The sequence below is a fragment of the Cohnella sp. SGD-V74 genome (assembly GCF_003001675.1).
Lineage (GTDB): Bacteria > Bacillota > Bacilli > Paenibacillales > Paenibacillaceae > Cohnella.
In genome coordinates this window covers 479037-491642 of sequence record NZ_PVYW01000001.1, presented here as the reverse complement: position 1 = coordinate 491642, position 12606 = coordinate 479037, and the positions used below count along the sequence as shown (strand labels likewise).

Annotated in this window: 9 protein-coding genes; 6 read left to right on the top strand and 3 right to left on the bottom strand. The window is 57.5% G+C overall.

Features of this window, described 5'->3' with window-relative positions:
- Nucleotides 1-161 precede the first annotated feature (161 nt).
- Entirely contained in the window at nucleotides 162-2345 is a 2184-nt protein-coding gene (gene bglX / locus B0G52_RS02240) for a beta-glucosidase BglX (protein ID WP_094041868.1), read from the top strand.
- Nucleotides 2346-2691: 346 nt separating this feature from the next.
- On the opposite strand, the gene B0G52_RS02235 is transcribed toward bglX, so the two are convergent.
- Both B0G52_RS02235 and B0G52_RS02230 read right to left on the bottom strand, forming a co-directional pair.
- Entirely contained in the window at nucleotides 2692-3564 is an 873-nt protein-coding gene (locus B0G52_RS02235; protein WP_094041867.1) for a carbohydrate ABC transporter permease, read from the bottom strand.
- Between the two features lie 261 nt (nucleotides 3565-3825).
- A complete protein-coding gene (locus B0G52_RS02230) occupies nucleotides 3826-4779 on the bottom strand; it encodes an ABC transporter permease (RefSeq protein ID WP_094041866.1) in 954 nt (317 codons plus the stop codon).
- 144 nt (nucleotides 4780-4923) lie between these two features.
- On the opposite strand from B0G52_RS02230, the gene B0G52_RS02225 reads away from it, so the two are divergent.
- The 5 genes from B0G52_RS02225 (at nucleotide 4924) to B0G52_RS02205 (ending at nucleotide 11480) form a co-directional block, all read left to right on the top strand.
- The gene (locus B0G52_RS02225; protein WP_233162269.1) at nucleotides 4924-6759 is read left to right on the top strand and encodes a sensor histidine kinase; all 1836 of its coding nucleotides are present in this window, start codon (nucleotides 4924-4926) and stop codon (nucleotides 6757-6759) included.
- Nucleotides 6740-8353, top strand: a complete 1614-nt coding sequence (locus B0G52_RS02220) for a response regulator transcription factor (protein WP_094041865.1) — start codon at nucleotides 6740-6742, stop codon at nucleotides 8351-8353. Before B0G52_RS02225 ends, B0G52_RS02220 begins: the two co-directional genes overlap by 20 nt.
- Nucleotides 8354-8454: 101 nt before the next feature.
- Nucleotides 8455-10155 carry a type 2 periplasmic-binding domain-containing protein gene (locus B0G52_RS02215; RefSeq protein ID WP_094041864.1) on the top strand — a complete coding sequence of 567 codons (1701 nt, stop codon included), beginning with the start codon at nucleotides 8455-8457 and terminating at the stop codon, nucleotides 10153-10155.
- A 247-nt stretch (nucleotides 10156-10402) separates the two neighbouring features.
- The gene (locus B0G52_RS02210) at nucleotides 10403-11002 is read left to right on the top strand and encodes a TetR/AcrR family transcriptional regulator (RefSeq protein WP_094041863.1); all 600 of its coding nucleotides are present in this window, start codon (nucleotides 10403-10405) and stop codon (nucleotides 11000-11002) included.
- 16 nt (nucleotides 11003-11018) lie between these two features.
- A complete protein-coding gene (locus tag B0G52_RS02205; protein WP_094041862.1) occupies nucleotides 11019-11480 on the top strand; it encodes a DUF2269 family protein in 462 nt (153 codons plus the stop codon).
- Between the two features lie 470 nt (nucleotides 11481-11950).
- Here B0G52_RS02205 and B0G52_RS02200 read toward each other — a convergent pair whose 3' ends face one another.
- Nucleotides 11951-12532: an NAD(P)H-dependent oxidoreductase gene (locus tag B0G52_RS02200; RefSeq protein WP_094041861.1), complete on the bottom strand. Its 582-nt coding sequence runs from the start codon at nucleotides 12530-12532 to the stop codon at nucleotides 11951-11953.
- Nucleotides 12533-12606 lie beyond the last annotated feature (74 nt).

The window sequence follows — 12606 nt, the reverse complement described above, 5'->3', positions numbered from 1 at the left end:
CCTTCGATTTCGGGTGAAACGTTTCGATTATAACTATACCGGATATGGAAATCGTATTCAATAGGGCGAATTGAGTGTTTGACAGGGCGGTTGGTGCGGTTTTATAATCGAAATGAAACTGAATCGAAACGTTTCGATATCATCTGAGAGGTTGCGAATACATGGCGGAGTGGAACGATAAGAGACACGATTTACAAGCGCTTGCAGGGCAAATGACGTTGGACGAGAAAATCGCGCAGTTGATTCAATTAGCGGTTCCTTTTTACGAAGGTGCGAAGGATGAGGGGCTGATTACCGGACCGATGGCGTCGCTCGGCATCGACGAGACGACCGTTCGCAATTCCGGCTCGGTGCTCGGTATGGCCGGAGCGCAGGAAGTGATCAACGTGCAGCGAACGCACATGGTAAACAATCGCCACGGCATTCCGCTGCTGATGATGGCCGATATCGTGCACGGGTTTAAGACAATTTTTCCGGTTCCGCTGGCGATCGGTTGTTCATGGGACTTGGAGCTGGCGGAGCGAAGCGCGGAGATTGCGGCCAAAGAAGCGTCCGTCTCGGGCGTCCACGTCACCTACGCTCCGATGGTCGATCTCGTGCGCGACCCGAGATGGGGCCGGGTGATGGAGTCGACGGGGGAAGACCCTTATCTGAATTCGGAATTTGCCCGAGTGTTCGTACGAGGCTTCCAAGGCGAAGATCTGTCCGTCGATACGGATCGGGTCGCGGCCTGCGTCAAGCATTTCGCGGCGTACGGGGCGGCCGAGGCCGGTCGCGATTACAATACGGTCGACTTGTCGGACCGACAGATGCGAGAGTTCTATTTGCCGGCGTATAAAGCTGCTCTGGACGAGGGCTGCGAGATGGTCATGACCTCGTTCAACACGGTCGACGGCATTCCGGCGACGGGCAACGCCAAGTTGATGCGCAAGCTGCTGCGGGAAGAGTGGGGCTTCGACGGCGTGCTCATATCCGATTGGGGCGCAGTGAAGGAGTTGATCGCGCACGGCATCGCCTCGGACGAACGGGAAGCGGCGCTGAAGGCGATGAAGGCGGGAGTGGACATCGAGATGATGACCTCCTGCTATGTGAAGCATCTCTCCGAGCTTGTAGGAAGCAAGGAGATCGAAGAGTCGCTGATTGACGAAGCGGTGCTGCGCATTTTGACGCTCAAGAAGAAGCTCGGCTTGTTCAATAACCCGTACCGCGCGGCCGATCCGCAGCGGGAGCGAGAGGTCGTGTTCTGCGACGAGCATCGCCGCGTATCCCGGGAATTGGCCGTGAAGTCGTGCGTACTGCTGAAAAACGAGGGCGTGCTTCCCTTGGACAAAAACAGGATAATCGCCCTGATCGGTCCGTTCGCGACGAGTGGAGACGTGCTTGGGCCGTGGTCTTGGACGGGCTCGAAGGAGGACGCGATCAAGCTCGCCGACGGCATGAGGAGCAAGCTTGACGGCGAGACGGAGCTGCTGGTGGCGGAAGGCTGCGGCATCGAGACGGCCGAGGCGGAGCAATGGCAAGCGGCTTTGACCGCGGCGCAGGCAGCCGACACGATCGTGCTGGCGCTCGGCGAACATTCGGACATGAGCGGGGAAGCGGGCTGCCGGGCCGACATTCGGCTGCCCGAAGTTCAGCTTGAGCTCGTTCGCCGCATCCGTTCGCTCGGCAAGCCGACCGTCGTCGTGCTGTTCAACGGCCGCCCGCTGGATTTGCACGGCGTGTACGACGAAGCGGACGCGATTCTGGAAGCGTGGTTCCCGGGCTCCGAAGCGGGGGATGCGGTGGCCGATCTGCTGTTCGGGGACGCCAATCCGTCGGGACGTCTGACGATGTCGTTCCCTTACAGCGTCGGCCAAGTGCCGGTGTATTACAACGCCTACAACACGGGCCGTCCGCAAGGCGCGCCGGACGCGCAGGTCCGGTACGTATCTCAATACTTGGACATTCCGAACGAGCCGCTGCTGCCATTCGGCTTCGGTCTGAGCTACTCGGATTTCGAGTATGGCGGCGCGCGGCTATCGTCGGATGAGATGACGCCGGACAGTCCGCTGCGCATCTCCGTTACGGTTACCAACAAGGGAGCCGTCGCCGGAGAGGAAACGGTCCAACTGTACGTCCGCGACCTGTCTGGAGAAGTCGTGCGTCCGGTGAAGGAACTGAAGGCGTTCCGCAAAGTCGTGCTTCAGCCCGGCGAGAGCCGCGAGATCGAGTTTGCGCTTGAGGAGCCGCAGCTTCGCTACTACCATTCCGACCTGACTCACAGCAGCGACGCCGGCGCATTCATCGCCTACGTAGGGCCCAACAGCCAGACTAACTCCGCCCTTCCTTTCCGGCTGATCAAGTGATCCAGCCGGGGAACGTCGGGTAACGTCCGAGAGGCCGCTAATACGGGAAGTCCGTGGGAGTTCGGCGAAATAGCGGTCTGAGGGATCGCTGATGAGGGAAATTCGGGGAGTCTGGCGAAGAAACGACCAATTGGGCCGTTATCTCGGGCGCCAAACTGCAAAGACGACCAACTAATATGAAGTCAGGGCTGTTCTATACGCTGTATGGGACAGCCCCTCTTTCGCAGCGACTGTGCTCGATTGGCTAAGGCCAAGAAAGTGCCCTGAGGTCTGGCGAGTGGCGGCGGGTGTGATGAGCGGAGGCCAAAAAAGCGCCCCCAAAGAGGCGCTTAGACCGGCGGCGCAACTATTCCTTGACCGCGCCGATGACGATTCCTTTGACGAAGAAGCGCTGAAGGAACGGGTAGACGAGCAGGATCGGCAGCGCGCCGATGAAGATTTGCGAGGCGCGGATCGTGCGCTGGGACATGTTGGCGATCATATCGGGATCGAAGCTGGTCATGTTGCCCTGCACGATGACGGTTTGCATGAAGCTGGCGAGCGGCAGATTTTCGGCTCCCTTCATATAGATCAAGCCGTCGAAGTAGGCGTTCCAGTGTCCGACCATCGTGAACAAGGCAATCGTCGCGATCGAAGGCAGCGAGATCGGCAAGTACACCGAGAAGAACGTCCGCAGGTGGCCGGCGCCGTCCATGAACGCCGCTTCCTCCAACTCGCGAGGGACGGTGCGGAAGAAGTTCAGCATCAGAATGATGTTGTACACCGCCACCAGACCCGGCAGAATGAGCGCCATCAGCTTGTTCATGAGTCCGAGCTTCAGAATGAGAATGTAGCTCGGAATCAAGCCGCCGCTGAACAGCATCGTGACGACGAAGTACCACAGGTAAACGTTCCGTCCGCGGAACACGCGAGCGTCCTTGGACAGCGCGTAAGCGGCGATGGCGTTGACGACCAGAGCCAGCCCGGTGCCGAATACCGTTCTTTTGACGGACACCCATAGAGAAGTCAGGAAGTTGACGTTGTCGAACGTTCGGGCGTAGGCTTCCAGCGTGAAGCCGATCGGCCAGAACGACACGAGCCCCGCGTTGGCGGGAGCCGTCGAGCTGAGCGACACCATGAGCAAATGATACATCGGCAGCAAGCAGAGAATAGAAACCGCGCCGAGCAAGGTATAGTTGAAGACGCTGAATATGCGGTAAGGCAGTGTTTTATGATACAAGCGATGTCATCCTTCCTATGAAGAGGTTGTTCAACAAGTCCGATTTTGATCACGAAGTGATACCAGGAAGTGGATTCGACGTCGAATCTTGAATTCAGCCGGTTCTTCCGGTGCTCACGTAGCTTTCACTACGCTCCGCTCCTCATCGCCGGTCTTCATCCAACATTCTCGGTGCTGAAAACCGGACTTGCTGAACTTTCATTTTGAAAAGGTTATTCAACAAGTCCGCCTGGCATTGAAAACCGGATGCGTTGAACTTGTCTAAAATATTCTGTATCCGGCAAGCTTGTAGGCCAATCGGTACGAAATGACGATCAAGATCAAGCTGATCACCGATTTGAACAGGCTGACGGCCGTCGCGAAGCTGAATTGGCCGCTCAGAAGGCCTTCCCGGTACACGAACGTGTCGATGATATCGCCTTGCTGGTAGATCATCGGGCTGTACAGGTTGAATACTTGGTCGAAGTTGGCGTTCAGCACGTTGCCCAGCGCCAGCGTCGCTACGACGATCAGGATCGGAATGAGCGACGGAATTGTCACGTACATCGTTTGCTTGAAGCGCCCGGCGCCGTCCACCTCGGCCGCTTCGTAGAGCGACGGATTGATGCCGGCGAGCGCGGCCAGGAAGATGATCGTATTAAAGCCGAATTCCTTCCACACATCGCTGAAAATAATCGTAAGCCGGAACCAAGTGCCGTCTCCGAGGAAGAAGATCGGCTTTTCCAAGCCGAACAGGTTCATCAGGAACTGGTTCACGATTCCGGTCTGGGACAGCAAGTCGATCAGAATGCCGGAGAGAATGACCCACGACAGAAAGTGGGGCAAGTAGACGAGAGTCTGGATCGCCCGCTTGTAGCCCATATGCCGGATCTCGTTCAGCAGCAGCGCGAAGGTAAACGGAATGATCAGGTTCAGGACGACCTTGGAGCAGGCGAACAGCAGCGTGTTGCCGATGATTTTCACGAAGTACTCGTTCTCGAACATGTAGTTGAAGTGCTTCAAGCCGACCCAAGGGGAGCCGGTAATGCCGAGCGCCGCTTTGTAGTCCTGGAAGGCGATAATAATGCCGGACATCGGCAGGTAGGAAAAAACGAATACGAGCACGACGGCCGGAAGTACCATCAGGTGCAGCGTCCACGGAATACGATAACCTTTTCTCTTGCGCGTTCCGGGGGCTTTAGTCAGTTTCGCATTCGGCATAGTCGTATCGTTCATAGCTCTCTCCCGTTCCATAAAATCCCATTGTAGTTCAGGCGAAGGCCTGCTATATCATAGTAACAACGCGTGTAAGCATCGAACTATAGGACAATGTTAGGATCGATAGGGTTTTGTTAGGGTCATGAGTCGGGGGGATCGGATATGAAGCTGGGCAAGAGCATGAATTACGTCACGAAAAAATCAAGCCTGTTCGCCAAAATGAACGGACTGATCGCGCTGCTGTTCATCCCGATATTGGCGCTGTATACGTATTCGAATCAGGTGGCGACGGACGTCGTCGACAAGGAGCTTAAGGCGTCGAACATCCGGCAGCTGTCGTTCCTGTCCGGCCAGATCGATTCGCGCATCAACCAGACGATGGACTTCGTCGTCACGTTCTCCCGCGACCCGAACGTGCGCAAGTTCAACGGCTTGAACATTTGGGACGACCGCTACGACAAAATGCAGACGAGGTACGTCATCCAGGAGAAAATGGCGCTGCAATCCGGGATCATGAACATTTGGCCGGTGCGGTTCACGGTGTACTCGCAGCTTAACCAGGAAGCGATCTCGAACGCGAGCGAGGACGGGGCGGCCTACGACGAGGATTACTTGAAGCGCAACGTCACCGGCAAATGGTCCTACGGGGACGGCACCGAGCCCGCGCCTGGACAGCAGCCGGCTTTTCATTGGTTTTACACCGATTCTTTCGGCCAGCAGAACGTGCTGATGGGAAGCAACCTGGTCGTGGAGGCCCGATTTAAGCACGACAACATTCAGAACATGCTGGATTCGTACAAGGCAGGCGGCCGGGGCGATCCGATCTTCTACCACCGCGGCGACAAGCCGATCGCGAACCGGAGCGCTTCCGCGCAGCTTACGGACGAGTTGGTCCGTTACCTCGACGGAACGGAGCTGAAGGAGACGATGCAGCAGGTCGTCAAGCTGCAGGGCAAGAGCTACCTGATCAGCGCCGTGCTGTCGCCGCAGCTGGGTTGGCATCTGGTGGACGCCGTGCCGGTCGATCAGATTCTCGGTCCGATCTCGTACAGCCGCAACATGTTCTATTTGACGATGGTGCTGCTGTCGGTCGTCGGCATCTCGGCTTCCGTGCTTATCTACCGCAACGTGCAGCGTCCGATCCGCAAGCTGATCCGGGGACTTCAGAGCGTGCAGCGGGGGGACTTCTCGGTGCGCATCGACGCCAATGCGAACAACGAGTTCGCGTTCCTGTTCTATCGCTTCAACGACATGTCGCGGCAGATCCAGAGCCTGATCGAGAACGTGCTGAACGAGAAGCTGAGGGCGCGGGAAGCGACGTTAAAACAGCTGCAGGCGCAGATCAATCCGCATTTTCTGTACAACTGCATTGGCTATATGATTAACATGGCCCAGATGAAGGACGAGGAAGCCGTCGTCTCCATGGGACACAATTTGAGCGCGTATTATCGCTATATCACGCGCATGGAACGGCCGACGGCGTCGCTGGGCGACGAGATTCGGTTGATCGTCAACTATCTGGACATCCAGAAGCTTCGCAACGGCCGGATTCACTATTCGATCGACATCCCCGACGAGATGCAGCGGCAGCAAGTGCCGCGACTGCTGCTTCAGCCGATTGTCGAGAACGCCGTCATTCACGGCGTCGGTAAGTCGTATTCGTCGGGAGAAATCCGTATTGTCGGGGAGACGAAGGACGGACTGTGCCGCATCTGCGTGGACGACGACGGACCGGGACTAAACGAAGAGCAGTTGGAGGCGTTGAACCGCAAAATGAAAGAGCCGCTGCAGGACGACATGGGCTACGGATTCTGGAATACGAGCCAGAGGCTCGTGACGCAATTCGGAGAGAAGTCGGGACTGCGTTTTTCCGGGTCGGAGCTGGGAGGGCTCCGGACGGAAATCGTATGGGAAATCCCGGAGTCCGTTCAGACGGCGGAACGAAGTCCGAAAGACCACAAAGAAGGAGACCGGACAGATGCAAATGATCATCGTTGACGACGAAGCCCATTGGGTGGACAACCTATCGACGACCAAGCCGTGGCACGAGCTCGGCATCGAGCAGGTGCACAAGGCGTATTCCGCGCAGGAGGCGCTGCGCATCATAGAGACTTATCCGATCGACCTCGTCATCTCCGACATTCTGATGCCCGAGATGACGGGCATCGAGCTGATCGAGCAAATTCGCGAGCGCGACAGGCGGATCAAGTGCATTATTCTGTCGGGCCATTCCGACTTCGAATACGCACAGGAGGCGCTCCGCAACCAGGCGGTCGACTATTTGCTCAAGCCGCCGACCGATGCGGAGCTGATGGAGGCGGCGCGCGCCGCCGTCTCCCAGCTCAAGGCGGAGTGGGAAAGCGTCAGCTCCCGCGAGCGCACGGAATATACGCTGCGCGAAAATCTTCCCCTGCTGCGGGGGCAACTGCTGCTGAGCGCACTTCGCGGCGAGCGTCTGTCGGAAGAGGAATGGAGCCGCAAGCTGGAGAACTACGGTCTGCCGTTTCGCCGGGGGGGATGCGCGCTGCTGCTCGTCCGCCTGGAGGAAGAATTCGGCCGAACGTGGAACAACGGACAGCAGCTGCTGGAGTACGCGATTATCAACATTGCCGAGGAAATATTCGGCGAATACGCGAACGTGTGGGGAGTGAAAGAGGAGCACGGCTATCTCGCCTTCCTGCTGCAATTCGGGGACGGGTCCGAGATCGGGACGGACATGCTGCTGGAGAAGCTGTCCATGCAGCTTCAGGCGAAGGTGAAGCAATTTCTGAAGGGGTCGTTGTCGATCGTCACGACGGAGACGTTCGCATTCCCGGATAAGGTCGCGGAGCGGTATCGCCACGCGCTGGCCTACTTCCGGCAGATCGTCGGCGACGAACGGGAATTCGTCATGCGGGCCGGCGACCTGCAGCGCGGCGTCTCGCAGGAATCGCTGGACGTGCTGCATGCGCCGCCCGGTCTCGGCAACCTGCTGGAGGCCGGGCGCTGGGACGCCGCCGAGCGTAAGCTGCTCGACATCTGCGCGGAGCTGGACGAGAAGGGCTCCGAGTCGTGGGAGCATTGCCTGGAGGCGGGATACGTTGTCGCTTCTTCGTTCGCCCATTACGCCCATCGCAACGGCCAGTCGCTCGCCTCGCTGATCGGCGACGATATCGAGCCGCTGCAAAACGGGGAAGCTTTCTCCTCGATCGGCAAGCTGCGCAATTGGTCGCTCGGCGCCTTGGGCAAGCTGAAGGAAAGCGTGTCGAGCGAAGTGAAGGACATTCGCTCCGTATACGTGAAGAAGATCCAGGAGTTCGTGGAGAGCAATCTGCACCTGGACGTTTCGCTGCGGGCGCTGGCGGATCACGTCAACCTTCATCCGACGCATTTGTCGAAACTTTACAAAATAGAGACCGGGGAAGGCGTGAGCGACTACGTCTCCCGGCTGCGGATGGAAACGGCCTGCCACAGGCTGAAGACGACCGACAAAAAGATTTACGAGATCAGCTCGGAGATCGGTTACCTCGATCCGGCCTATTTTATCAAAGTGTTCAAGCGCCAGTACGGAGTGACGCCGCAGGAATATCGGGACGGCAAAGCAACAACATGACAGACTCCTATCGAAACTAACAAAATCCTATAGATGACCGTCATGCGCCGTTGGTACAGTTACTCATGTGACAATCTTACAACGTAGGGGGATAAGCAAACATGAGTCAATTCAGAAAGCTGTGGCTGCCGCTCGTAGGCGCGACGCTGGTCGTATCGGCTTGCAGCAACAACGCGGACAACGGCGGCAACGCGGCCGCGACCGGATCGGCAAGCCCCAGCGCTTCGGCATCGGCGTCCGAATCGAAGTCGGAAGCGGATCTCGCGTTCGAAAGAGGCAAATACGATCCGCCGATCGAGATCAGCACGATTATTATGCCTAAGGAGTACACGAAAGGCGAAACGAAGGAAAACAACGTCCACGACAGATGGATGCTCGAAACGCTCGGCATCAAGCACAAGGATACGTGGTATCCGGCCGGCAGCGATCAGTATAAGCAGCAGCTTCAACTCGCGCTCACTTCCGGAGAGAAGCTGCCCGACTTCGTCATGGTGCCTACGGACGCCGTTCTGACGAACCAATTGATCGACTCCGGACAGTTCATGCCCATCGACGAGCTGTTCGACAAGTATGCGAACGACCTCTGGAAAGGCCATGCCCAGGAGCATCCCGAGCTGTGGTATCCGTTCACGAAGGACGGCAAGAAATGGAATCTGCCGATCATGGAGTACACGGACAACGACGACACGATTCTCTGGCTCCGCGAAGACTGGATGGAGAAGCTCCAGCTCGAAGCTCCGAAGACGATCGCCGATCTGGAGATCATCATGGACAAGTTCAAGAACGAGAATCCGGACGGACTGGCTCCGAAGGACGTCTATCCGCTGGCCATCTCCTTGAAGAACAACACGAACACGTGGATGGGCGGACTCGACTGGATGTTCGGCGCTTACGGCACCGTGCAGGAGCAATGGAACAAAGACGCGAGCGGCAATCTTGAATACGGCTCCGTCAACCCGGGCGCGAAGCAGGCGCTCGCCAAGCTGCAGGAGTGGATGGACAAAGGCTATATTCATCCGGACTCGGCGCTGTGGGACGAAGGCAAATCGGCCGAAATCTGGACGAAGGGCAACGCGGGCGTACTGCCGGGCGCGAACTGGGTTCCCGACTGGCCGGCTCCGGATTTGCTGAAGAACGTTCCGGGCTCGAAATACAAGGCGTATCCGGTGCCTGCCGGCCCGGACGGCCATATGGGCACGAAATGGCAAAACTCCGGCGTCAACAGCAGCTTCATGATCAACAAGGACGCCAAGCACCCTGAAGCGATTATTTTGTACTACAACTATTTGCTCGACAACCTGGCCAACCCTCAAGTCGGCAGCCCGTACGAGTACGGCTTCGCCCAAGGCTACGACTGGGATATCGTCGACGGACAGCCGACGAACGACAAGGACAAGATCAAGGATTTCTTCGACAAGTTCCCATACATTACGGGACCGGCGCGCATTCCGGACCTGTACATGAAATCCCTCGTCAAGCTCGCGGACGGCGGCGCGCCGGAGACGCCTTACGAGAAGCAGCTCGCCACGTTCCGCAAGCCGGAAAACTGGTACGCCGCGAAGGTCGTCATGTCGCAGATGGACATCCGCAAGCAGAACTACTTCACCGGCGCGGCTACGCCGACGATGATCTCGAAATGGAACCTGCTTCGTCAATCCGAGCTGGAGACGTTCAACAAAATCATCTACGGCAAGCTTCCGGTAGACGCTTTCGACGACTTCGTCGCCAGCTGGAAAGCCAACGGCGGCGATCAGGTGACGCAGGAAGTCAACGATTGGTTCAAATCCGTATCGCAGCAGTAAACCTGTAGCTCTATCGAGAAGCCCATCTTCGCTCCGGAAGGCGCGGGATGGGTTTTTTCGCAATATCAGAAAGTATAAAATCACTGCCCTATTTCGTCAGGCAGGAAGGCGGCGGGCTCTATGTACAAAAAACCGGCTGAGCAGTTCGAATCCGACAGACGATATGGGGGTCGTCGTCGGATTTCTCTATTTACAAACCGATGGTCTGTTTGTAAAATGAAAACAAAGAGAGAGGGGGAAGACGTCCGTGAAGCAAGAGGAACGCAAGCAGATGACGATCGGCCGGCTGCTCGACGCGACGAAGGAGCTCATTCGGGAAAAAGGCTGCGCCTCCATTACGATGAACGACATCATGGACCGGTCGAAGCTGTCCAAGGGAGCGATTTTTCACCATGTCAGAAGCAAGGACGAGATCTTCGCCTGGGTGCTGCACGAACGGCTGGAGGAGACCGACAAGCGGTTTACGGCGGAGACGGAGCGCGAAGTGAAGACGTTCGAAGGACCGCTGAGCAAGATCGCCGAAGACTTCGCCGCGCTGGAGGACGGACAGGACGTGACGAACAAGGTGCTCGCCTACTTGCTGGGCAAGGAAGAGGACCCCGCCGTCGGGGAAGCGCTGGGACGCTACTATGAGCAGACTGCATGGTTTTCCAGGCAATGGATCGAATCCGGGCAGCGGCACGGCGTCATTCCGGACACTGTGGACGCGGGAAAAATGGGCGATTTGTTCGTGCTGATCTCGCTCGGACTGCGCGTGCGCTCTTCCATTCCCGGCGTATCCGCCGACTTCGCCGCTTCGGATTTTACCGGGCTCATTCGCAGCCTGCTTCAGTCTCATACACGTTAAAAGGAGAGGGTAACCGATGAATTTGTGGCTAACGCTTCACATTGTCGGAGTCGTTCTGTTCGTCGGCAACATTGTCACGGCCGCTTTCTGGAAAGTGCGGGCCGATCTCGGAGGGAATCCGGTCGTCGTCCATGATGCCGCGAAGAGCGTTATGTTGGCCGACTTCGTCTTTACGCTGCCTGGCATCGTCCTCGTTACGGTGTCCGGCATCGCGATGGCTCACAAAGCCGGCATTCCGATGAACGAGAGCAATTGGCTGACGGTATCGCTCGCCGTCTTCGGAGCGACCGGCCTCATCTGGGGAGCGGTGCTGATCCCGCTGCAGCGGGCGATGATCCGTCACAGCGCCGCATCGGTCGCCGGAGGAAGCTTAATCGCGGAGTACCGGCGAGCATCGCGGTTGTGGGCCGTCTTCGGAGCAGCCGCGACCTTGCTGCCGATCGCCGTTCTGGCGCTTATGATCGCCAAGCCGTTCTAGGGCGTGTATGCATACACGCCCTAGCAGGGTAATCCCGAAGTAACGTAACCAAGATGTCGAAGAATCTAAGCCGATTGAGTCGGGTTACAGCAGCAAACTGTGGTACATCGGTGCTATAAGCTTGCTTAGTCGGGCTGCAGCAGCAAACTGTGGTACATCGGTGCTATAAGCTTGCTCAGTCGGGCTGCAGCAGCAAACTGTGGTACATCGGTGCTATAAGCTTGCTCAGTCGGGCTGCAGCAGCAAACTGTGGTACATCGGTGCTATAAGCTTGCTCGGTCGGGTTACAGCAGCAAACGGTGGCATATCGGTGCTATAAGCTTGCTCAGTCGGGCTGCAGCAGCAAACGATGGTACAACGAGGCTGCATGCCGAATATCGGGTTAGAACAGTACAGTGGCCAATGTCTCGACCGTAAATCTACTGCGCCGGCTTCGAGCGAAATCGTATTTTACTTTTGGAACGCTTTGTCTAGGCCTGGGCCGCGCCGAGTTTTCTCGCTTGCTCCAGCCATTTCGCCCGCTGCGCGTCGGTGGAGTCTTTGATCGGGGTGATCTCGGTCACGCGAACCGGCTTGATGCCGCAAAACTGCAGGATGTTGCGCTTCATGATGCCGTGTCCGGCCCGTCTGTAGATAAAACGGTTGTACCAGGACGGCGTGTCCATCGTGACGATGAGGCGCGCCGTTTTGCCCGTGAGCAGCTTATCCCATAGTGGGGAATTTTCCCTGTACTTGAAGGCGAAGCCGGGAAGGAACACGCGGTCGAAGAAGCCCTTCAGGACGGCCGGCATCGCGCCCCACCAAGTCGGATAGACGAAGACGAGGTGATCGGCCCAGCGGATCGCTTCCTGGGCTTCGACGAGCTCGGGCTCGAGCTCGGTTCTTCGGCGATAACCGTGCCTCAGGTTCTGATCGAACGAAATTCGGCCGAGATCGATCAGCCGCACGCTGGCCCGTGAGCCGGAAGCGCCTTCGGCATACGCTTGGGACAGGGCGGAACAGAAGCTTTCGGGGTTCGGGTGGCCGGTAATGACGAGAATTTTTTTGCTCATGGCGATGACCTCCATATCGGGAAGGGAAACCTTCGCAGGATTCTTTTTCCCTGTATTTGTGTTAGGATAGCGGG

What these genes read in the sequence shown, in the direction of transcription:
- bglX (WP_094041868.1), top strand. Translation starts at nt 162, where the DNA reads ATGGCGGAGTGGAACGATAAGAGACACGATTTACAAGCGCTTGCAGGG.
- B0G52_RS02230 (WP_094041866.1), bottom strand. Translation starts at nt 4,779, where the DNA reads ATGAACGATACGACTATGCCGAATGCGAAACTGACTAAAGCCCCCGGA.
- B0G52_RS02225 (WP_233162269.1), top strand. Translation starts at nt 4,924, where the DNA reads ATGAAGCTGGGCAAGAGCATGAATTACGTCACGAAAAAATCAAGCCTG.
- B0G52_RS02220 (WP_094041865.1), top strand. Translation starts at nt 6,740, where the DNA reads ATGCAAATGATCATCGTTGACGACGAAGCCCATTGGGTGGACAACCTA.
- B0G52_RS02215 (WP_094041864.1), top strand. Translation starts at nt 8,455, where the DNA reads ATGAGTCAATTCAGAAAGCTGTGGCTGCCGCTCGTAGGCGCGACGCTG.
- B0G52_RS02205 (WP_094041862.1), top strand. Translation starts at nt 11,019, where the DNA reads ATGAATTTGTGGCTAACGCTTCACATTGTCGGAGTCGTTCTGTTCGTC.
- B0G52_RS02200 (WP_094041861.1), bottom strand. Translation starts at nt 12,532, where the DNA reads ATGAGCAAAAAAATTCTCGTCATTACCGGCCACCCGAACCCCGAAAGC.